The organism is Vibrio sp. PBL-C16, from assembly GCF_034321865.1.
Lineage (GTDB): Bacteria > Pseudomonadota > Gammaproteobacteria > Enterobacterales > Vibrionaceae > Vibrio > Vibrio alginolyticus.
Window position 1 is genome coordinate 1,860,045 of sequence record NZ_JAXLNY010000001.1, and the last position, 24,945, is coordinate 1,884,989.

General features: G+C 43.1%; 9 protein-coding genes and 2 pseudogenes. 10 read left to right on the plus strand and 1 reads right to left on the minus strand.

What is annotated here, in order from left to right:
- Positions 1–24: 24 nt before the first annotated feature.
- Positions 25–663: a CatB-related O-acetyltransferase gene (locus UQW94_RS08130; RefSeq protein ID WP_054576099.1), complete on the plus strand. Its 639-nt coding sequence runs from the start codon at positions 25–27 to the stop codon at positions 661–663.
- A 341-nt stretch (positions 664–1,004) separates the two neighbouring features.
- On the opposite strand, the gene UQW94_RS08135 is transcribed toward UQW94_RS08130, so the two are convergent.
- On the minus strand, positions 1,005–1,979 hold the full coding sequence (locus UQW94_RS08135) for a peptidoglycan DD-metalloendopeptidase family protein (protein ID WP_025998710.1): 975 nt from the start codon (positions 1,977–1,979) through the stop codon (positions 1,005–1,007).
- A gap of 253 nt (positions 1,980–2,232) precedes the next feature.
- Here UQW94_RS08135 and UQW94_RS08140 point away from each other — a divergent pair, with 253 nt between their 5' ends.
- The 9 genes and pseudogenes from UQW94_RS08140 (at position 2,233) to UQW94_RS08185 (ending at position 24,624) form a co-directional block, all read left to right on the plus strand.
- Entirely contained in the window at positions 2,233–13,353 is an 11,121-nt protein-coding gene (locus UQW94_RS08140; RefSeq protein WP_322142172.1) for a tandem large repeat, read from the plus strand.
- 767 nt (positions 13,354–14,120) lie between these two features.
- Positions 14,121–15,834: pseudogene (locus UQW94_RS08145) on the plus strand (hypothetical protein).
- Positions 15,835–15,837: 3 nt separating this feature from the next.
- Complete coding sequence (locus tag UQW94_RS08150; protein ID WP_322142173.1) at positions 15,838–16,917, plus strand: hypothetical protein; 1,080 nt, start codon at positions 15,838–15,840, stop codon at positions 16,915–16,917.
- A 740-nt stretch (positions 16,918–17,657) separates the two neighbouring features.
- Positions 17,658–18,086 carry a hypothetical protein gene (locus tag UQW94_RS08155; RefSeq protein WP_017635776.1) on the plus strand — a complete coding sequence of 143 codons (429 nt, stop codon included), beginning with the start codon at positions 17,658–17,660 and terminating at the stop codon, positions 18,084–18,086.
- 325 nt (positions 18,087–18,411) lie between these two features.
- Entirely contained in the window at positions 18,412–19,656 is a 1,245-nt protein-coding gene (locus UQW94_RS08160; RefSeq protein ID WP_017635775.1) for a tetratricopeptide repeat protein, read from the plus strand.
- Positions 19,656–21,080 (plus strand): hypothetical protein, encoded by a 1,425-nt coding sequence (locus UQW94_RS08165; RefSeq protein ID WP_322142174.1) that lies wholly within the window; start codon positions 19,656–19,658, stop codon positions 21,078–21,080. Before UQW94_RS08160 ends, UQW94_RS08165 begins: the two co-directional genes overlap by 1 nt.
- Before the next feature lie 56 nt (positions 21,081–21,136).
- Positions 21,137–22,114, plus strand: coding sequence for a toxin-antitoxin system YwqK family antitoxin (locus UQW94_RS08170; RefSeq protein WP_228010132.1), 978 nt, complete (start codon positions 21,137–21,139; stop codon positions 22,112–22,114).
- 404 nt (positions 22,115–22,518) lie between these two features.
- Positions 22,519–23,184: pseudogene (locus UQW94_RS08180) on the plus strand (hypothetical protein); the annotation flags it as partial.
- 3 nt (positions 23,185–23,187) lie between these two features.
- Positions 23,188–24,624 (plus strand): hypothetical protein, encoded by a 1,437-nt coding sequence (locus UQW94_RS08185; protein WP_262645318.1) that lies wholly within the window; start codon positions 23,188–23,190, stop codon positions 24,622–24,624.
- The last annotated feature ends 321 nt before the right edge of the window (positions 24,625–24,945 follow it).

A 24,945-nucleotide genomic window follows, 5' to 3' on the forward strand; every position in this document is an offset into this window, starting at 1 on the left:
TAGATAGTATTTATAGGAGTATTCATGAAAACTAAGCATTGGTCTAAGGTGACTTTGCTACATGAAGTTGTTACGAACCCAAATATAACGATTAAAGGTAAACATAGTTATTACAGTGATTGTTGGGACGCCGGTTTTGAAGAGTCTGTTGTAAGATATCTACAAGGCGATGAGTTCAGCCGAGATTGGGAACCAAAATGGAAGATTGATAAGTTACATATAGGTGACTTTGTCTGTATTGCAGCGGAAGTTGTGATTGTTATGGGGGGAAACAGTACACATAGAGCAGATTGGTTCTCCTTGTACCCATTTATGGACTTTATTGAAGAAGCGTACGTCGGGAAAGGAGATACTCATATTGGCGATGGCGCCTGGCTCGGTATGCGATCCATGATAATGCCGGGTGTGACTATCGGAGAAGGAGCAATCGTTGCGGCAAACAGTGTGGTGACGAAAGATGTTGAGCCTTACAGCATGGTTGCGGGTTCACCAGCTAAGCATGTCAAATATCGCTTTTCTCGAGAGACGATAGACGAACTGCTTGCTCTTAGGATATATGATTGGCCTGATAAGAAAATCGACAGCCTGAAGAGATTTTTATGTTCAGACGATTTAGAAGGGCTGAGAAAGGCAAGCGCTGAATATGATAGAAACTACTCATAATCGTGACAATGTCACTGTTTAAAAAGTCAGAAAGAGGTCATGAGTTGGGCCTCTTTGTATTAAATATCTAACCAATACAATGAGTAATCATTTTATTCTTTTATTGATTTTTTACGTGAACATGATGGGGCGCGTACCATTTGCGTTCAAGAACAAGAGGACAACGTATTTGGTAAAGGGGAAACCGATGGAATATCGGGAAATTATAATTATTAAGAGCCGCATGTAGCGGCTCTTTTTGATCCTGAAATTGGTTAGTGGCGACAGACTACGAAGCGCTCAGAGGGTTACGAGGACTCGCTTCAGATAAATGAAGAAAGAGCGAATCGAAGTGGCTGTTGTTACCTATTTGACTGCTCATACCGTTGCCATTCCGCTGTTAACTCTGCTTTTTCTTTTCTCGCTGCAATCAGCATTTCTATATTTACGTCAGTGTTTGGGTGCCTTTGAATGTATCGCTCGTAATCAACCGGAACACCATTGATGTGCAGTTCAAGATGTAAATGCGGCCCTGTTGTTCTTCCTGTGTTACCCGTTTTCCCTATCACTTGTCCTCGGCTGATCTTCTCACCAACATGGACGTTGCGCTGAGATAAGTGTAGGTAGCGTGATACAGAGCCATTTGTGTGGCGGATATTAATGTAGTTGCCTGCAAAACGGTTGTAGCGGGACTTTAAAACGATGCCATCGGCAATACTACGAATCGGTGTACCTACAGGTGTGGCATAATCAGTGCCTAAGTGCGGAGTCGTTATATTGGTCACTGGATGTGTTCGCTTTAAGTCATAGTCAGAGCTCACTCTGTAGTTTTTATCAAAGGGTGAAGAAAACATGAACTGATTATTTATCGACACACCATGCTCATCAAATACGTTACCGTGACCATCATTGATAATAAATAAATCAGTTTTACTGCCTAAATAGTAAAAAGAACTAATGTAAGTTTCATTTTTACTATTTAATTTAGTTCTTAAGATAAAGTTATCACCTCTTTTAATAGAGTCAATAATATTAAACTTGCTTTTGATAAGTGCTAATAGCAAGTTGATCTCTTTTTGACTCACTCCTGATTTTAATAATGAAGCGACAAAAGAGTATTCAACAACACCGATAGTGATTTTTTGCCTACGAGTCTTCTTTTTAATTGATGGCTGCACATTCTCACTTTCGAATTCTAAAGGCTTGATGGTAGGTAGCCTATCCACAGGAGTGAGGAAGTAGTGAGAAAGCGATACGCTAATCAATATGATTAACGCAGTAGTGATAAGGGCTACGGTAGGAGCTTGCACACTTCTTTTTATTATTAAAATAGTCATTAGTTTTGTTGGTTTATCAATACTGACAGTTGTGCGTAGAGTATAATATTTTAAATAAAAACTAGCATTAAAGCATGAGTAATTCCTCTGTTTTAACTAAGTTAATAATTATAGGATGTAAAAATAATTTTAATAATTCAGTCAAAGTGACGGTTGGCTTGGTGTTTATGCCTATTTTGTTGGTGTTAATGTCACGTTGAGAAAATATTTTTCAATAATATAATCTCGGGAAAATATATTTTTCCAAATTACTATGTTCGCTAAAAATACGCTGAAATTAACATTAGGTCTTACGCTTACATCTCTTTTATTGAGTGCATGTGGTGGTGGTGATGGAGGAGACAACACACCTCCAGCTAGAAGCAAAGGAAGCATTTCCGGTATGGTGTTTGACGCCCCAGTCAATGGCGCCAAGATTGAGGTTTTCGAGTTCAAAAATGGAAACTTAGGTCGGAAGTTGGCTAACACGACGTCTGATGCCTTCGGAAACTATCTGCTAGAGTTTGAATCGTCGTCAATGCCTCTTTTTGTTGTTGCAAAAGAGGGGAGTTATACCGATCCGTTTACAAATGAAACGGTATCTGTGAGCAATGCGAAGACACTTAAATTTGAAGGTGTTGTGAACTTTAAAGAGGGGAGTGAGCAAAAGTTAATGCTTACTCCGCTGTCGAACTTGGCAGCAGGCTTGGCAAAGTACAAAATTTCCCAGGGGGCCACAGATGAGAGTGCCTTTTCAACTGCTTTGGATAGTATCAATAGCATGTATGGTTTTGACGTAAATGAGACCAAACCTATTGATATTACCAAAGGTGGGCAAAGCAGTTTTGCTAGTACTGGGCATCAATACGGCGCTTTATTAACAGCATACTCGTCTTACTCTTACGATCTTATAAAAAAATACGGCAACAGCGATAACGTCTACACTTCAATGCATTTCGCTGACATCCAATATCGGGATGTTATTGCAGATGGTGTTCTTGATGGTCTTGAAGTGAGCCAGACTTCAGGAGCAGTGACTCCCCTCAGCTTTGGACAGAAAAAGATAAACAGCGACGTTTACACACGTGACTTATCTCAGCACGTTTTGATCGTGGTAAACGACCCAAGTATCAATATTTCTGGTACTGATGCTGCCGACTATGTCGACTTTAGTAAGAAGCTTAATGACTTAGGTACATATGGCAGTACAGATGGCGTCATTCCACCGCGAGATGGGACGGAGATTGATACCACAGCGCCTATCGTGACACGCATTGACCGTGATGTACTTGCAGGCACCGATAAAGTTGACCTAAAAATTGTTGATGATATCGGTGTAGAAGACGTATCCGCCTTTATTCAGTATCAGATTAATGGCTCTTGGTCTGGTGAATTTCAATGTAACGACATACAAGATTTTGGAAGCACATTCTGTTCGGTTGAATTTGATGATTTTGAAGTTGGCCTTCGAGAGACCAACGTTAAAGTTAACATTAATACCAAAGAGATCGATAGTGTAGATATGAACCCTGCCACAGGGCTCTCAAACGTAACAGCAGCACGGTTAGTCTTGTATACAGCGGATGTACTGGGTAATGAGTTAATTCCAGGCAGCCATTCGGGTCTTCATATCAACTTTGAATGGGATAACGATGCGCCTGTTATCGATATTACATCGGCGAGTGCAATTAATAACCAACTTAAAGAATACGTTCTGAAAGGGGTTGTAAAAGAAAGCTCGCAAGAGATTAGTTCGGTCAGTATTTCATTTAAAGATGGCTTACATGAGGGCGTCACATGTTCTCCTGTCACTGTAGAGTCTGGAAATGCTTGTGAGTTTAGTAAGGCTTACCCAACTGATGAATTCCTATCTACGACGGTCTTTGAGGTTCGAGCGAAGGATAGCAAAGGCAATACGGGCTCTGCGCAGCATGCAGTAAGTCGTGACGATCAAGCGCCAGCACAGACGATAACCTATCCTGAAGGTACGTCAATGACGTACGTAAATGTGGGTTTAGATGGTGAACGAACCACTTACGATGGTATCTACTCTCAAGATACGTACACCCCAGACAATGTTCAAGCAAGCCGCGATTTCCTGAAGATTGATTATGCGTACGCAAGTTTAGGGATTCAGAACTCATTAAAAGGGATAGATTTTAGTAACTTCAACGCTAATTTATTGAAAGAGAATAAAATCCCTTATGTTCGTGTGAAAGTTTCAGACGTAAACACCGATACGGTTTTAGGCTCCAACGCTAATAAGCTTAAGCTCGTCGTCAAGTACTTCGTAAGCCAAAACAACGATAACAACTACTCACTTCAGCAAGTTATTGACACAACCGCATCAGATGACGATTACATCGCAAAAATTCCGCACGAAACGCTGTTAGATAGCAATGGGCGAGTAGAGGATGTCATCTATTACATTCCTTTTGTAAGAGATATTTTTGGTGACAGCTTTAAATCGGTATCAGAAAACAGTAGTCAAAAGTTAGTCATTCAAACCGTCGATGAGTCTGATAACGAAAGCACTCCAAGAGAAGTATATTTTAGAAGTAGCTTTGACCTACCAACCATAAAAGTGGTGACACCATTTATTGGTGCGCGAGCTCAACTTGAAGGGTTGAGCCCAAGTGGTGAATTCACTTCACTTGCAAGTTGTACCACTATCCAGCAACTGGAAAGTGACCAGTCTATGGCTCTTGACGTAGCGAGCTGTGAAACCACAACTGACGTAGTGAATTATGATTTCATGCGTGTTCGTTTAATTGGTATCGAAGGCAGTGAGCCATACTATTACCAATGGAAAAGAGATCCAGGGACCAAGAAAGTAACGGTTGACTTAAACAAGGCCAATATTGGTGTGTATTTTAAGCTCAAAGGTTCTCAAACTTACTATATTACTGAACTATCGACATATCAGACTGGTTTGTTTGATTTCCAGTGGGATCAAGTGACAGCGGGAGAGAAAACTTCAGAACGTGCGATTCAAATTCTTGATGAGGTGCGCTACGCGTTATCAGGTACGAATAACAACTCATTCTTTGGGTTTGACCCAACGGTTGTGTCTTATGCAACCAATGAAATGCTTACGACTAAAGCGATTCCAGACAAGCCATCAAATGACTATCTACACCGATTCCTTGTTGAAGCAATTGATAGTATTGCCGAGAGAATGCCAAGAAATAACTCATTAGATTTTGCATCTGCTATTTACGATGATTTTAGCTACGATGGAAAAGCAAATGGTATAGGGGCAGGAGGAAGTCAAGTTACGCTCGATTCTTACACGTTTGGCGCTGAAACTTACCGAAAAGATCTGGCGCAATCGTATTATGAAATCATGGCTAGCAAATACGGTATTGAGACCAATATCGCGCAGCTCTATGCTGATGATATTTCGATGGCTAATCCTGACTTAAATGGTAAGAACATTTTTGATACAGAGGGTAGCAGTATCGATACCTTGCCTCCGCAGCCAAAATTAACCATTGAAAGCGGCAGAGAGACGATGGTTGGTAATAGGCTTTATATCGCTGGCGAGGTTGTTTCTAAAATTGTCCTAGACGATCCTTCTGGTATTGTAGGAACCGACGCTCACGGCCCGAAGTTTAGCACGATGTGGTATCAAGCCAATGAGCCAAACATTGAAATACCACTGGACATCAACATCGTAGAAAACTCAGACAGCAGCAATGCTTATCGAAAAGAGTACTTCTTCACCCTTAACTCCCAGTCTAGTGAACTAAAAGATATTATAGAGTTTGCCGTGGAGACCAGTGCTATGGACCCACATGGCAATGCGTATGGTTACAATGGTAAATCTCCGTTTATAGAATCGGTGTTTATTGATAACGACTTCCCTAAGGCCAGTTACCTTCCACCCAATGATGTCGATGGTAAACCTGTAGAAAGCGGTATTTATTTAAACGCGAACAATACTCATGAATTAACCTTCAAGGTTGAGGATATTGTTGGTGATAAGCTTGCCTCGAGGGGCCTTGTTTTCTACCAGCAAACCGGTGAAAAAGTAACATACACACCAGAAAACTTTGCAAGTAACTCGAAAGACGCCTTTAAAGTCAAACTATGTACGGGGGAGCTTTGTTCAAATCAAGGCGCGACGATTTACCCGGGTGATGGTGATTGGTTAGTTGTTGCCGCAGCAGAGGACAACTTAGGTAACTCCGTTTCAGAGTTAACTAGCACCGCTCCGAGATTCAATATTCGTATCGACTCTGAAGCCCCTATTGTAAAAAGCGAGCAGGTTCAAAGCCGTTTAGGTGGTAATAACCAATGGACACCTGTCATTGATTGGGGGACGTTAAGCTCTGGCAATAACGTAAAAATAGATCTGCGCCGCGGATCTGGTCAGGCTCTGACATTAGAAAGCTGTGACCCTCTAACAGAGGCGTGTGACGTACCATACCTAGTTGGTGAACAGCCTGACGTCAAAGTCCAACTGGTTTCAAAAGCATTTGATTACGATGAATGGAATGAGTTTTACGTCACTGCGACGGACAACGCTTACCCTGCCAATGTTAGTACAACAGGGAAATTTACCTTCCAAGTCGATAACAAAGGCCCTGAAATCATCCTAAATACACCTTGGGTTGAAGACACATTGTCCAAAGAGAACTATGTCATAGGGCGTGAGTTCAACGTGCGATTTAAATCCGTAATAGACGATTCAGACCTTGAGCAAGTCTCGCTGTATCAAAGTGGTAAAGATTCGCCAATTAAGACAATTGTGCCAACGGATTCATCTAAAGAGTTTGTCATGTCTCTTATCAAGAGTGACACAGATAAAATCGACATTTCTGAAGATGAAAAAACAACGTCATTGTATGTAAAAGCAACCGATATTTATGGTTTTGAGTCTAGTTCTAACACGCACAAGGTTATTCTTGATCGTGATGGGCCAACATTAGGCTTAAGTGGTTTCAATGCGAATGACTACTACTTAGGTAACTATGTCTTTGACCTAACGGCTCTAGACCTAAATGCAAACGGTGATGTTTCAATTAATGGTGTCAATCGAGAAAGCCTAGAGTATTGGACGTTTAGCGATCTGGAGCCATTACCTGGCTCTCCCGGTACAAAAATCAATGAGGATCTCAAATTGAGCCTTGGTGATTTAGGTACGGGTACACACAAGGTTCGTTTAAAAGGGTCTGATGTTCGTGGCAACACAACCTTAACCAGTGATGAGCAAGATTTTACCGTCAAAGTGTACAACTCAATCCCGCAGGTGACGCTGGCGATGAGTTACACGGATGGAACGCCAATTACAAACAACACCATCTATCAAGATGGAAATATCGTACTGACGCTTGATATTGTTGATGATAGTGGCGTTGATCGAATTGACTCAACTTATAGATTCTCTGGAGAGCAAAACGGGACTAACTTTACGTTCTCAGAAACCGCAGATGGCACTTGGACTGCAGCGTTGCTTTCTACACAAATTGCCAAAGATGGTAATTATGAACTTGATATCAAAGTTTATAACAAAGTTCGTTACCTTGATGAAAAAGACCGAAAGGTTGGAAAAGTAAACCAAACCTTTAGCGTACAGCGTGAAGGCGTGGTTCTAACAGTTGAAAGCCCGCTGGACTTCCAAAATTACTTATCTGATGGTGTTCTTGATGTCACCTTTACTACATTGAGTGCGGTCAAAGCCAAAACGTTAGAGTGTTGGGTTCGTGAAGAATACAACTCTCTAGATGCGCCACCAACTAATGAGCAACCAACTTCTGGTGTTATCAACGTATCGCAAGAACCTTACAGTTGTAGTGTCAATGTTGGGCAAAACATGACCAAAGCACCTGTTACTTTGATCACTAAAACCTTGGGTACAAATGGGCGTGAAACGATCAACAAGTTCAATTTCTCGATGGTGGATATTGATGCACCGACAGTCGTGGATGGTAACTCATACAGTTTTAAAGGAAGTGATGTTTGGTTTGATGAAGCTTTGAAGAAGAAGATGCTCACATTTGAGCTCTCTTTCAATGATGCTTTATCAGGCGTGAATACCGAAAGTTCAGATGAATATCCAAAGTTGGTTCGTAATCTTGGCAACAAAGCTTATACACCAACGACTTGTGCCAAAGGTGTTGGAAATATCAAGTGTACGTATTCTGAATCCTATGCCGATATTATTGATGGCCTGAGTACAACTCAAGAATACAAAATCAAGAACTTATCTGATTTAGCAGGAAACTTGACGCCAGAGCACGATCTACTGCTTGAATTACCTAAAGGTTCGGTAGTCGTTGAAATTACTGATCCGGTTGGAAACACAACCATTAATGGTCAGCAGCTTGTCGCCAAATTCAGAATTAAGCTGTATGAAAACTCTAGACTAGACAATGTGATGGCCAGGTTTGGAACGGAATCCTACAACTATAAAGATAATCCGGAGAAGTTTGCACAATTAGAGGTGTGTGCAGATGATCCAACCTACAAGTGTTCAACATTTACAAGTGAACTTCCTAGCGATGCGGATGGAAAAACGATCAGGACAACGATTACCGCAACGGATGTGTGGTCGAGAGTAGGTGAAGCGACCGTTGATATTAAAGTTGACAACACACCTCCAAGTGTTGGCGATGAGATTATCGTAACCGAATCGCCAACAAATCCTGATAATGTTCGTTTTCGTTTTGACATAACGGACACTGGTAGCAGCCTGGCAACAGTAAACTACTCGGTTTTAAACCCGAGTTATCAAGAAGAAAGAGTAGAGGATGGGAATGGTTCATCTACGTACTTTGAACTACCGAAATCTCAGTTAGAGGGGCGTGGTTCAATCACAGTAGACATCAAAGCGACAGATAGCGTCGGACTGTATTCTGATATCAGAAAAGTCATTGATATTAGTGTTCCTAAAGTCACAGTTGATTTCGATGGAATTACGAGTTTGCAGGGTGGGAAACTGTTTTTAACCAAGGCAAGCCAGCCGTTTACGGTATCTACGGTGGAAGGAGAAAGAGTGAAAGCTTCACAATATTCTGTGGAGCTTGTTCCAAGCCTCGGTGATTCCTTGCGTTACTCAGGTGATGTTATCTCATCTAGTGGTAATGGAATGATGAACTTTGCCGTCGATAACCAAGGGTCATATACCCTTAAGGTGACGGTGACGGACTCAGTTGGAAGAGAGAATACAAGCTTTGAATTACTAGGCAAAAGTTATGATGGAAAGGTTATCGAATCTATTGTTGATTATGACGCTCCAAGTATTTCGGGCTTAAGTGCTAATCAAACCTCTAAGGTGCCGACAAACGATAAGTATCAACTAGAAATTAGTGCATACATTACAGATAAAAATTTAAATCTCGTCACGTCAAAAGCGGTGAGTGGTGGTAGCACAGTGGCTCCTCAAGCGATTACTGAGCCGACAACCGAAGCGGGGCCTTATGTCATAAGCTACTTGTTACCGAAAGGCGATCATACGATCACGGTGGCAGCAACAGACAAAGTGGATAACAAGAGTGAAAGTTCTATTGACGCGCATGTGGAAGCGGCAACCGTTCCCGGGCTAAGTATCTCTACCGCCTCAAGCGCCCCTCTTTTTGGAGGTGAAGAGATTACACTTACGTTTAACTTTACAGAAGAAGTTACTAACTTTGATATCTCAGATGTCCACCTTGTCGCTAGTGATAACGGTGCAACAGGAACGTTAAAGCAAGATACGTGGTCCACTTCAGACAACGTTACGTGGACGGTTAATTACATCAGTCCAGAAGAGCAAGATAAAAACATAACAATACAGGTAGAGGATGATAGCTACCAAAGTATCAACACCATTCCTGGAAAAGGAAGCAGTTTAAGTATCGCGGTTGAAGGAACCTTACCAAAACTGACCAATGTGACATTTAACCCCGAGCATCAGAGCGTGGGGCAAAGCGTGAGTGTCTCGCTTGAGTTTGATAAAGAGCTCCAAGAGGCGACCGCTACGCTTGGCGGCAATCGCATTAGTTCTCTGTCAGCAACGGCAGATAAAAAGGTCTGGGTTGGTGATGTACAAGTTCCGAGCACCGCGCTGTTAAGTGTCGACTTGGTTGTTAGTCAGTTTAAAGATTTGACTGGCAACATAGGTGAGGATAACACCGCTCACGAATTGTCAATCACGCCAACCTTAGCTATTACGCCAGTGGGCAGTGTGGATGAAACGCATGCCGCCACGCTACAATTCGAAGGTACGTCGACACGTTTTGACGGTCAGTCCTTGCGTCTTGAAGTGAAAGCACAAGGCAGCGTGACGGTACTAAAAAGCGGCAGCGCGATAGTACAAGCCGGTGGCACTTGGATCAGTGACGCGATTGATATGAGTCACCAAACCAATGGCACTTACATCGTGATGGTGACGGGGACGAACTCTGCGGGCATTGAAGTGAGTGAAAGCCAGAGCTTTACACTCGCGCAATCTCTGCCAACACTGACTAACGTGACATTTACGCCTGAGCACCAAACCATCGGCCAAAGCGTGACGGTGACGCTGGAATTCGATAAAGATCTGCAATCCGCCGCAGCGGAGTTAGGTGGTACAACGATCACTTCATTAGTGGCAACCGCGGACTCAAGTGTTTGGACTGGTGATGTGGTGGTACCAAGCACGTCAGAGCTCAATGTGGGGTTGCTTGTTCGTGACTACCAAGACTTATCAGGGAATACCGGTAGTCAGAGCACGGCTTACTCCATGCCGATCACGCCGACCTTAGCCATCACGCCAGTGGGCAATGTGGATGAAACGCATGCCGCCACGCTACAATTCGAAGGCACGTCGACACGCTTTGACGGTCAGTCCCTGCGTCTTGAAGTGAAAGCACAAGGCAGCGTGACGGTACTAAAAAGCGGCAGTGCAACAGTACAAGCCGGTGGCACTTGGATCAGTGACGCAATGGACATGAGTCACCAAACCAACGGCACTTATACCGTGATGGTGACGGGGACGAACTCAGCGGGCATTGAAGTAAGTGAAAGCCAGAGCTTTACACTGGCTCAGTCTCTGCCAACGCTGACTAACGTGACGTTTACGCCTGAGCACCAAGCCATCGGCCAAAGCGTGACGGTAACGCTGGAATTCGATAAAGATCTGCAGTCCGCCGCGGCGGAGTTAGGTGGCACGACGATCACCTCATTAGTGGCAACCGCGGACCCAAGCGTTTGGACTGGTGATGTGGTGGTACCAAGCACGTCGGAGATCAATGTGGCGTTGCTTGTTCGTGACTACCAAGACTTATCAGGGAATATCGGTAGCCAGAACACGGCTTACTCCATGCCGATCACGCCGACCTTAGCCATCACGCCAGTGGGCAATGTGGATGAAACGCATGCCGCCACGCTACAATTCGAAGGCACGTCGACACGCTTTGACGGTCAGTCCCTGCGTCTTGAAGTGAAAGCACAAGGCAGCGTGACGGTACTAAAAAGCGGCAGTGCAACAGTACAAGCCGGTGGCACTTGGATCAGTGACGCAATGGACATGAGTCACCAAACCAATGGCACTTATACCGTTATGGTGACGGGGACGAACTCAGCGGGCATTGAAGTGAGTGAAAGCCAGAGCTTTACACTCGCGCAGTCTCTGCCAACGCTGACTAACGCGACGTTTACGCCTGAGCACCAAGCCATCGGCCAAAGCGTGACGGTGACGCTGGAATTCGATAAAGATCTGCAATCCGCCGCAGCAGAGTTAGGTGGTACGACGATCACTTCATTAGTGGCAACCGCGGACCCAAGTGTTTGGACTGGTGATGTGGTGGTACCAAGCACGTCGGAGATCAATGTGGCGTTGCTTGTTCGTGACTACCAAGACTTATCAGGGAATATCGGTAGCCAGAACACGGCTTACTCCATGCCGATCACGCCGACCTTAGCCATCACGCCAGTGGGCAATGTGGATGAAACGCATGCCGCCACGCTACAATTCGAAGGCACGTCGACACGCTTTGACGGTCAGTCCCTGCGTCTTGAAGTGAAAGCACAAGGCAGCGTGACGGTACTAAAAAGCGGCAGTGCAACAGTACAAGCCGGTGGCACTTGGATCAGTGACGCAATGGACATGAGTCACCAAACCAACGGCACTTATACCGTGATGGTGACGGGGACGAACTCAGCGGGCATTGAAGTAAGTGAAAGCCAGAGCTTTACACTGGCTCAGTCTCTGCCAACGCTGACTAACGTGACGTTTACGCCTGAGCACCAAGCCATCGGCCAAAGCGTGACGGTAACGCTGGAATTCGATAAAGATCTGCAGTCCGCCGCGGCGGAGTTAGGTGGCACGACGATCACCTCATTAGTGGCAACCGCGGACCCAAGCGTTTGGACTGGTGATGTGGTGGTACCAAGTACGTCGGAGCTCAATGTGGCGTTGCTTGTTCGTGACTACCAAGACTTATCAGGGAATACCGGAAGTCAGAGCACGGCTTACTCCATGCCGATCACACCAACCTTAGCTATTACGCCAGTGGGTAATGTGGATGAAGCGCATGCAGCCACGCTACAATTTGAAGGTACGTCGACACGTTTTGACGGTCAGTCCCTGCGTCTTGAAGTGAAAGCCCAAGGCAGCGCGACGGTACTAAAAAGCGGCAGCGCGACAGTACAAGTCGGTGGCACTTGGAGCAGTGACGCAATGGACATGAGTCACCAAACCAATGGCACTTATACCGTTATGGTGACGGGGACGAACTCAGCGGGCATTGAAGTGAGTGAAAGCCAGAGCTTTACTCTCGCGCAATCCTTGCCAACACTGACTAACGTGACGTTTACGCCTGAGCACCAAGCCATCGGCCAAAGCGTGACGGTAACGCTGGAATTCGATAAAGCATTGCAAGGTGCTGTGGCGGAGTTAGGTGGTACCACGATCACTTCATTAGTGGCAACCGCGGACCCAAGTGTTTGGACTGGTGATGTGGTGGTACCAAGCACGTCGGAGCTCAATGTGGGGTTGGTTGTTCGTGACTACCAAGACTTATCAGGAAATACCGGTAGTCAGAACACGGCTTACTCCATGCCAATTACACCGACAATACACCTAGACGTTATCAACGATGTTACTGGAGTGGAAAGCGTGACAGTAAGTGGTAGCAGTGAACGATTTGAAGATGGTGAGTTCATAGATATCAAAGCAGTCGACGCTGATGGTACAGAAGCCACAGGCATGGCAACCGTGCTTTCAGACTCATGGACAACTGATTTAGATCTTTCAGGATTGAAGGAGGGGGTAGTGACGATTTATGTAAATGGTACCAACAAGCTTTCCGCCTCTGCCGAAGAGGCTCAAGCAACATTTAACTATGATCGTTTCGCAAGTACAGCCTCCTTAGGTGCTGTTTACAACCGATATTTTAGTGAGAACAAAACTTTAAAAAATGCGGCATAAATAAAGCGAGCGTTTAGCTCGCTTTATTTCTTTGGGACTTTTTGTGATATTTATCAAAATAATTGCCTTTATTGATAAGTTACTCGAATTAATGAATCGTCTTAATACAAGGCTGAATAACTATAATAACTAGGCCAATGTTGCTTTTAGGTGTATATGAAGTGATTGTGATGGTCGCTCGGCAGGTGCTGTGGTGAATGTGTCGCGTTGAAAATCTTTTTAAATATTATATATTTACGCTCGTTTCTATACTCTGAGTATAGTGTTCTGCATGAGGTCGATGGGTAATACCTCGCCTCTTTAACTCGCGATGAAGCAAATTTAATCCTAGCAAGCTTCAGAGCAGTTACTTTTGTGAGTGCGTAATGCGCTCACCTTTTTATTTAAACTTCCTCAGTAACAGTCAATTTGTTGTTTGTTGCTGAGGAGGGCACCTCATAAACTTCTGAATTTCCTCGTGCTTACCTGAAGCGCACGTTACTACGATTTTTGTTAACTTCAGTCCATAAATTAAATTTTTTTAGATAGTAAGATTTTACCATTTTGACAGAGTGGGTGATGTTACTGGCTTTTGTTGTGGTCAAATCGCATGTTTTGATAGCAAAAGTCACCATTTTTTTGGTGTTTTTGATTTCGGGCGATTTTTCTATCTCGTTGAAAATAAATGGCTAAGTAAGTAGGATACGCAGACCAAATCGTACTTGTAAGCCTTATCAGCTTAATTGTCACCGCAACCATATTTACGATGTTGGTTGTGGAGAATTCAAATGCATTTAGTTTGCAAATTTATACCTAGCTCGAAGCTATCCTCCAGCGAGCTATCTTATGTTCTTACACCAGACGAGTGTATAGGGCAGCTTTCGCGTTTGCGAAATTCAGATGACATCCTTAGAAACCTCCCTAAAGAATTGGCGCAAAAGATTTCCATCTCTGCCAAAAAAACGACCAGCGCATTGCTAGCTGCGATAAGAATCGAATTGGGGAAAGGCAATTGGGTGTCATTATCTACCGTTGCTCGTCGTTCGCCATTGACGGACTCTCAGCTGCAAAGCTTCCCTAGACTTAAATCACTCGTTGACTCTGTATCTGCTTCGAATGAAAGCAAAGCTTTTAAAGCAGGATACAATCAGGTTACCGAAGATGTTGCTTTAGTTCGTAGTTACACGCATGTCCCCTCTGAGCCAAGTCCAGATCAAAAAATCGTTGTCGAATTTGCAGGGCAGTGGTCTAGCAACGCGGCATGTTTAATGTTGGGAAAAACCGAAGCTCAAAAAGAAAAAGTGACTGTAGGCAAGGCTGATACAGAAAACAAACACCGCAGCCTCGCGACATTTAAAGATCTCGAAGCTGAGGGCAAAACGCTCTATATCAAAATCCCTTGCACTGATCAGCCTCAGCCAATTTTGCTTAAACTCGCCGAAGATATGCAACCCGTTGATAAAGAAATTCAAATGGATGAGTGGGATAACGTGTTGGTGCCTGTACTACCTATGCTAGAGGGCCCAAATGGACATGAGTTGGTTGCAGAAGGTTATTTCTATGTAATCTGGAATAACAAAGTTTGGCGAGAGGTTGAAGTTACACCAAAAGGCTACTTTGCTGATGTCGATTTAGAGTACTACAGAAATAATGATCCTGAACCTTCGATGAAAACACGACATGTCAACATTGATGGGGCCAACCTTGTACCAGACTACTATATTGGCGAAGAAGCATTTGAGATTTATCAATCCGGTCAGAAAGTGTATTCGGGACATCTAAGCCTTGATCAAGGTGCTAGGGTATTCCGCTTTGTAGATGAGGAAGTAGATGTTGTTTTTCCAGAATTAGATATTGATCCTATCACTGTTAAAACGGTGCTAAGCCCTTATAAAGCTGGCAAAGATGGTTTGCGTATTGCGCAAGGCGTTCCTCTACCGCATATTTGGGTGCCATATAAAGTCGCGGGAAAAGCACAAGAATGTTATATCCATTACTCCGAGTTGGCTTTGACAAACACGGAACTGTCTGAGCTAGAGAGTGATCCTGCTTCAATTGCTAAGTCTCTTTCAGAGTTGCAAATATACTCCTCATCCCAAAGCATTTAATAATGCGGGCGAGAATATTATTCCAGTTTCTGGTACCACATCGACAGGCACTGGCAGTGGAATCATCAACGAACACAAAGAGAGCAATATCGCGGGGCTTAAGTTGGCTCCAAGAGGCGCATTGCCTTCTATACGTTACCTTCACGAGCCTTTGACAGATCAGCCGGACGATTTCTTTGGGCTTCGTAACATAGAACAGGATTGGATTCACAAATCGTACTTTCGTTCAGCAATGAAAGATGACGATGGTTATATGACGCTTCGGTTCGCATTCCCGCCGGAAGAGGTCAAGAGCGTCGATATTGTTCGAGGTGTTCATTCGAGCCTCTCCACCGGTAGCCAACGTCTTGTCGTTGTAGAAGAAAATGTACCCATTTCAGAATTGCTAGGTTAAACCATGAAGAAAATACTATTACTGTTGCTTGCTGCTTTATCGATAGCGGGTTGTAAAGATGACGGCCGCACTTACATTGGTGAACACAACTATTACACCATGGAGCCAAGTGAGATCTTTAAATCTGACTCTGCGACATACCAACAACGTGACTTTCCTCGTTACTTTATCCATCGCGCCAAAGAATGGCCAAGGGAAGACTTAAATGACGCGAGCTCTTACGATTTGCCACGCGTTCAGTTTACTTGGGCCAACTTATCAAACGACTCAGGCTATGAGCCAGACCCTATGTATAATGAATACGAAGGACGAACCAAAATTTGGAGTATGAAGACTGATGGCACCGATTTACGTTTGGTGACCGATTTGCCATGGCTTGGCGATGGTGACATAACTGTTGATAAAACCAGTCGCTCGCCAAACAATCGTTACGTTGCAGTCGGTTTTGGTTTGACTAACTACCTTTTTGATATCAAAAACCAGAAGCTGATTAAGCTGCCACATGATATTGAAGGCCCTTCCGGATTTTTATGGGCGGAAGATAGCAGCTACGTTTATTACCGCACTGGTAAGGTTGGTCGTGTGGTTTATAAGTGGGATATTGCTAAAGGTGAGGCGGAAAAGACCGATCTTTACATCAGTGATACTGGCTTCATAAAGGACGGGAAAAGATATCAGGTAAATGATTTTGCTGCGCTTATTTACGATGCAAATACAAATCAAAAAGCAAAAGCAGTTTTTTGGGATAAGGACTTAGCGACGAATAAATCAAAAGCGGATTATAAAGCCATAAGTCCAGAAGGGGACATTGTCTGGGCGGCTAATCGCAACTATCACAATGTGTTTGTCGTCGACCTAGCGAAAGGTAAACAGATTGAGCGTGATGGGGCAATGCAATATGCCATCGGTCTAAATAAACGTTTTTCTTTGACGAATTACAACGCGATGCTGATGTCGGTGCAGAAAAACCATACTAAACAAGCGTGGAGCTGGTCTCCATTGGGTTATGGGCGCACGTTAGATCCTGCAATTGTGTATAACCTCTCTGCAAATCATGGCAACTGGTTTAAGGAGGCTAAATAATGGCCAGAACCTACGATGATGAAATCTACTTATTTGGCGCTTTATTCTACAGCTACAATACGGATGAAGGTCGAATATTTGATTGGCATACAAAAGCTGGGTTTGGCGTAAATTTTTGATTTAAAGGCGAAAACTTCAGTTTCGCTAGCTCTGGTAAGGTTGGGTACTTTAGTGTCTGAAACGAATTGATGGCAATATAGATAGCTGAGCCGTTACGTTAGATTACAATAGCTCTAAAGGATTTACCCTGCAAACCGTTTTACGTTACCGAAGCTTTATGAAAGTCAAAAATAAAAGTGATCGATTCAGTGTATATCACCGTTTGCCCCCGTATAACAGTCGTCGAGCGTGAAAGACGGATAGGGTGGCAATGGTATATTCTACGTACTGGCGAAATAGGCATTGACTTCAATATAAGTTTGTATGTTGGGCTATCGAATGATGGCTTATGATTTAGTGGAGCAACATAGCTTGTCACCAAAGGACCTGTATCTCAAGTTACTATTGTGCTTCCGTAGTTAGCTGTAGAGTGTTGCAAGCACCTACTGAAGGCAGTCTTTTCTGGCTCCAGTGAGGCTTTATTACCTAGGCTCAGACGCAGACGTTTGTCTTCCATATAGAATATTCGAGCAAGATCACGGAAGTCCGGAAAGCGACTTATTCGCTAATATTTTAGTAAAACTGAAAGCTGAATCGTCAACTGATATAACGTAAAGTGTCTCATTTTTATGGGAGTACTAATGAATAGTTACGTTATTTTACATCGGGATAAGATTGCGGTGGCGATTGACCTAATGAGTGCAACATCGTCATCTGATATCAATAGGCTAAAAACGGAAGGCTTTTTCGTTGAAGAAGAAATGATTGATGCAAAGACAGATAGTGAGGCTATCAGAGTGTTTCAGTCTAGTGAAAGATGTCCGTGGAAGACTCTCCCTAGAAATAAAGTTCAATTGTGGTTGTTATACCTCTTTATTGCCCTTGGCGTGGTTATTAACGCCGCTGTTGGTGATTATTCTGAATTAAGAGAGGCTTGGGGCAGTACTGAGGTGTTACTTTACACCCAATTAAGTCTATTGGCTGCTATAGCGATGTGTCTAATTTATATGATTTCTAGATGTCTGAGAATACTGAAGGGACAAAATGATAAGGTCCTTTTAACTGATTAACCTCAAATTTTTGTCAACCATTCTTTGTCTGCGTCCCACAAGTCAGAGCTGGGAAATATACTCATATTTTTTAATCTGTTGGGGGCGTATTTGCCATGGCAACCCAATTAAAGAATGGATTAAGAATGAAAAAGAAAATATTACTCAGCTTGGGTTTGACGATTATAGTTGTCTCCGCTGTCGGCTACACCGCAACAAAATCCAACTTTGATGGAGCAATTTGTCGGACTAACTGGAGAAGCAATAATAGCTAGTTGTAACAAACGAATCGATAGCATTCCTTAAAAGTTACTTCCAGTAAATAAGATTTTAAAACAGAGTTCAAATGAATAATACATCAATCAAGCTTGCATGCCTTGCTTTTGCAGCAAGTTCATATGTCTATGCTCAAAATGAGCCGTTTGTTTATACCGATATTAAAGAGAAACGTGTATCCAGTGACACTGAAGGCATTGTCACCCATGGTTATACACCTGATGCGAGCATTTATTACGCATCTACGGTTGAAGAAGATGATAATGGTAACGTGCAAGTTCAAGGCGCGAGCTATATCGGAGACCCGGAATTCGACTGGGAAGTTGCAGACGGTTTCTATGCTTTTTGTGATGGCCATAAAGTGCAATTTGGTATCAACAAGTCATACATGGATTTCTACCTTAAAAATAGTGATTATTTGTTCACCTTTGGAGATGGAACTCGTCATTACTACCGTGTTGAGCATGGCGAAAATGCAGACCAGTACGCACCAACTATTGCTGCTAACAGACAATTTTTTCAACCTAAAGCGGCGTTCATTGATGCACTCAAAAGCAACAGTGCTGTGCATGTTGAGATCAATACTAAAGGTCAACTCAGCCAGATGACTAACGACTTTGACGATGATTTCCCTGTTAGTGGTCTCGCTGAAATGCTAACCCGCGTAATGAATCATTGCTCTGAAACTGCGCCTGAACTAGATATCACTTCATTGAGTAAGTCAAAGCAGTTGGTTGCCAAAGCTAAAGCGTTGACCAACACACGCTATTACGATGAGGCGAAAGCGTTACTAATTAAGGCATCTGAGATGGGGGACGGTGAAGCAAGTGCACTATTAGGCGATCACTATCAACTTTATGAAGAGGGCGATGCGCGCTGGAAATTGGCGCGTGAAGCAAGACGGTTGGGCGCAAAACAAGGTGACCCAGGCGCAATGTGCGCAGCGGGCGTTGACTATGTTCGCCTTGAACACAAGGACAGTGCCAATGGTGAGAAAGGCTTAGCTTTGTTACGACAAGCCGAGGCTAAGGGGGAAAGCTGTGCGTATTACAACTTAGGTTACATGTATTTAGAAGGCATGGTAGTTGAGAAAGATCGGGAGCGAGGGATTGAGTATCTTAAACTTGTTGCGAAAGAATCCGCATCAGCGCTGAACATGTTAGTTCAAGTGTACCAATACATGCCAAAAGAGCGTGATGCGGAAGTGTATCCTTGGGTCAAACTCATGATCGAAAAATATGATTTTGATATGAATATGAAGCCCATCATCTGTAACCGTAGCCCTGAAGTTTGTAACGAAGAGGATAAACGATAATGCTGTTATTAGGCTCGCCTTATAAAAAAGCCTTGTCATTAAGCATGACAATAGCACTAATGAGTCAGTGCTTACTGTTTTCATTGTCGGTATCGGCGACTCCATTCAATGACCTTGAGTTTGAACGTAATATACGTAATCGAAACGATGTGACGGCGCTACTAAAGGTAGATAAGAGCCCTTATACCGGGGTTGCAGAGTCTTTTTATGATAATGGGACTAAGCGTGCTGAGGCTTATTACTTAAATGGAAAGCAGCATGGACCAAGCTTTAGTTGGTTTGAAGATGGTCGCTTAGAATCAAAAAGCCATTGGCTTAATGGTAAGAAACACGGTACTGAACAAGAGTGGAAAATAGATCGTTCTGTTAAGAATGACCAAGGCCAGCCAAGCTATTACCTCGAAAAGCTCAATACCTATCAGTATGGTATTTATAACGGCAAACAGAAGTTTTGGCGTGAAGGTCGTCTTTATCGCGAGGTGCAGTATGTAAATAACAAATACCAAGGTGATAAAAAGCAATGGGATATTGATAAACAAGGCAATCGATATCTTTCTAGCGACGAACAATACGTTGACGGTACCAGAGCGGGGTTAAGTCGCAGCTACTTTGCTGATCATCGCCTCAAAGGAGAAGAGTATTTCAATCGCGGAAGGGAAGACGGCATGGTGCTCGATTATGATATCGACATGATTGATGGTGTTGCGCGATACAATGAGAGGTCTTTTTATTTTAGAGAAGACGGCAAATACGAAGGGATTAAGTGGGAACATTACAAAGGTAAGATTCGTTCGATATACAGTACCCGTGATGGGCAGAACTATGGTTTTATCCAAAGTTATAATCCTCAGGGTATATTACTGAGTATGAGACCGACGCTGACTGGCAAGTGGCTTCGATATCATCGAAACACGAACTTACTTTCTAGTGAGAAGTATACCTTTGGTGGTCACTTTGATGATTTGCAATATACCTGGTATGACTCAGGCAGTATTGAAACGATAGACCGCCTTGATATAAATAAAAAGGGACCTTATAAATCAGCTTATATTGGTATGGCTGAATGGTATAAAAATGGTAATCAAAAACATGAGATAAAAGCGACTAAGAATCCGGAGAGGTATTCAAAAACATCTTGGTACGGTAACGGGCAGATTAAAACACAAGGTATTATCGTTCGTGATGGCGAAATTGGTACACATAAGGCGTGGTACAAGGATGGCCAACTAAAGAGTGAACTAAGTTACGTTATTGAAAAGAATAGGTGGGGTAATCGGAGTGTATTGAATGGTGAAGCAAAGCAATGGTACAGCAATGGTCAACTGAAAGAGCAAGCTCACTATGTTAAAGGTCAGCTCGTTGGCAAGCAGACAAAATGGTTGGATGACGGAACGTTGCATTCAGAAAAATCATGGAGTCTGTAATCATAATGGATCTAATACAGAGTATTAAAAGCGTTTATATGTTGGAAGAGACAAGTATGTACGATAAAGCACGCCATTTTATTAAACATGGATTGCTGGCCTTGTGTTTAATTCCGCTGGTTGCTAATGCAGCTATTCTTGAATTTAAAGGTGAAAAAGAAATGCTTGCTTATGAGCGAGGTCATACAACACCTTTCACGGGCACTGACTTACAGTACTTTATGGATAAAGATGAGCCTGAGCAATCTTTGAATAAGCTTAGTGAAATCACCTATGTTGACGGTAAAAAGCACGGTGAAGAGAAGTTTTGGACTTATTCTGGTCGCCCTAAAATGTTGAATACTTATGAGCATGGTGTGTTGAATGGGCGCGCTGCTATCTGGTACACACACCTGATTAATCAGATGGCATGGGAAGGTCAGTATCTCAATGGTAAAAAACACGGATTAACCAAATACTGGGACACATATGGCCGTAAGCAATGGTTCATCAATATGAATCAAGGTGAGCGTCATGGGTTAACACAGGGTTGGGACGGTAATGGTACGCTGATATTCAGCGGTGAGTTCGTAAATAACCGACAGCAAGGTACGCAAACTTGGTATTACAGCAATGGCAAGCTGAAACAGCGAACTACGTTTACTGTCGGTGAATATAACGGTAAACATGAACACTGGTTTGAAAATGGCAACATTGCTGTCCAAGCCAAATATGTTAGTGGGAAGCTTGAAGGTCGGGAACGTTATTGGTATCCGAATGGTCAACTGAAAAGTGACGTGACATACAAAGACGGTCTTAAGCAGGGCAAAGAGTCAATTTGGTATAAAAATGGGCAATTAATGCGCACTGCTGAGTATCAAGCTGGTTTGAAACAAGGCAAGCAACAAACTTGGTACAAGAATGGTAAACCGCAGTCAACCAGCCACTTTACCCAAGGTGAGCTTAATGGTGAAGAACTACTTTGGACTGAAAACGGTGTAAAAACTCAGTTCATCTACAAAGATGGAGAAGTCACTGAGTTTACAATGCTATAAACGATTTGAGTTTGTAAGTTTGAATGGGAAGGCTCCTCAGTTTTTACGCTTTTTAGTAGTAGGGACGGGTAAATAAACACCCTTTCAACTATACTGGTTGCTTATTGGAGTTTTGTTGCTTAAATCGATGGAATTAAATCAATAAGCTGCGATCTGAACGAATTCCAAGGATCGTCGTAGATTAATGCTTAAACCTCGAAACAAAACAGTTATATGGGACCAGTGTAATACAGCCCTAATCAACCTTTGCTCTCTGATCTTTTGGATTGATGAGAGCCATAGTCGAATGGAAGAAAAACAAAGAAGGAAAGTACTCTAGGCCCAATTGATTCAATGATTTAGCTATTGTTACGGTATTAATGTTCAATTACATCAAAAACTCAATTTACGACTAGCCTGAGCCGATCAAGGTCATCCTCTCACCAAAGCAAAAGCGCTTTGCTCAAATTGAAGCATTAGAATCGGATGCTGCTTTGCTAGATAAATCCAGCACGCCATTAGATGAATTAAGCAGTTACAGTGACGCACAGTCATTCAGTGCAAAAGAATATACTTCCGATATAGACAGCGCAACCATCCACAAAGTTACCGAAGACGACATGCCATGGCTGAGTGACCAACAAGCCATAGTACGCAGTTACGACCAGAGTAATACGGTCATTGCTTATGTGGATGGAAAAAACAGTGGTTTTCAATTGTCAGTTGAAACTGGGCTGATTGATTTTAATACCCCTGTCGTTCATTATGCGGTGATATCTGATAGTGAAAGTGATTGGGTACTGAGTGAATCGCTTCAATATGACCAAGAAAACCCACATTTTGCGTCGGCGCAGCTCGGTGGTTTTCCCCAAAAAGGAAAATTCACTTTACAGATCACCTCTCCAGGTTATACCCATCACTCGGAACTGGTTTTTCAAGACTTAACTCTTGAGCAAATACAGAATTGGTCGACTCCGACTCAAATGGCGGAAAGGGTAGAGCCCGAGCCAGAACGTAGCGAACAAGAGCTGAATGCAGAAGAGAATCTCAGCCAATATATGTCGCTGTGGAAACAAGAATTAGGAATGTAAGTTATGAATAAAAAAGTCATATTTGGCTTGACCGCATTAGCCATAGCTGGCGTTGGGATAGGCAGTGCTTATAGCCCACAAGTTAGGCAATGGTTAGATGAAAGAGCGATTGCACAAGCGGAGCAAGAAAAATATAACAAAGCGCTAAATACAGTAGTTTCTTATATGGGGCTCTTCGATGGTTGGACATCAGAGAAAACAGATTGGATATTGGAAGTTGCAGATCCACGCACCGCGCCGTTGGCTCAGTGGGACAACCCCGGAGAAAAGCCGCAAATCATTACTCAGATTTATCGTGCAGAAAACCGCAAACAAGCTGGTTTATACACCATGAATTTAGACGGCAGCAACCTGCAAACCTTGCTGACCCCAGAAGAAGTTGGCAGCCTAGTTGGGTTTACCAAAAACTTGCGCCCGCAGCGCTCACCAAATGGCCGCTTCTTGTTTTTTAACATGGGGTTATTCGCATCGTTAAAAGGTTGTGCCGTTGCAGATCTTAAAAACCGCCAAATTGAACGCTTTGGCGGCGGTTGTAACTTTGGTGGCTGGCTGCCTGACAGCAGTAAAGCTTATATGTCGAAACTCGGTAAGGCGTATGAATTTGATACAAAAAGCATGGTTATGAGTGAGCTGCCGTTGGCTTTACCTAACCCAGATTCTCCTGAACTGAGAAAGAAATGGCTGGATGGTAACGAGCATGCTTATGATGAACCTATAAGAGTGCAACTTTTGAATCAAGGAAAAGAGCTACTAGTAACAGCAAGAACTTCCCATAACAAAATTGTATTAGGTCGGGCCGATGAGGAAACCAATCTCGTCTATCAAGTTGGCGACTGGCAACATTACAAGGAGGAGCGTTATTACCCTAAGGAATGTTATTTAGCCGAAGAGCGGAGAAAGTACAATGCCGTTACAGATTATATCTACTGGCGGGAGGACGGCGGTGCGTTTAGTTGCAACACCAAGGATAGTTATCGTTCATTTAATACTCGAGCAACCGACAAAGCCTTACCTTTGGCTAGTAAAGACAGCCGCTACACGTTGCAACTCGGCGTATTAAGTGGCAAGGATGCGCCTACCCCGAGACTGTATAGAGCGCGTCAGGCAGATGAGATCTCGCCGATTGATGTACTCTCTTACCAGTATAAACCGCCTGTAGAAGGCGATAGTGTTACTGGCTTCTCCCTTTTTGTTCCAGCGAGTTTGCAGCCTGACTTCTCTGATTATGATTTACGTCAGGAATTCCCAGCCTTACCAGCTCACGCTCAATACAAACAAGCTTTCGCCCGTTATCAGGAAGCACAGCAAGAAAAATGTAAAGAAATAGATTATGGAAAGTGGACATCACTTGAAATCGGACGTTGTGAAACCACATGCCAAATTGAAAGACAAGGCGATCATTTTGTGACGGCACACTGTTACTCAAATAAAGCTAAATAAGGAGTAAACTTCATGGCGAAATTAAACCTTAAAGTCAGTGGTGTTTACCTCCTAGGTCAACTTTTTGATGACATGGGACCAGTACCCAATAGTCGATATTTTCCCTGCGTAATAATGAATTTGTTAACTTCTGCTCAAAATTAAAAAAAATCCTTTTATTTGAATCCTTCTTTTTGATTTCAATGTCTAGTTGTTTTGTCTTTATCTGTAGTTAAAGTGACTTATTTGCTAGCCAATGTGTCTTTTGGTTGGCTTTCAGCTTATTTGTCGATTTTTCTATGTGATTGAATGTTATAAATTAAATTAGTAGCATTAGCGCAC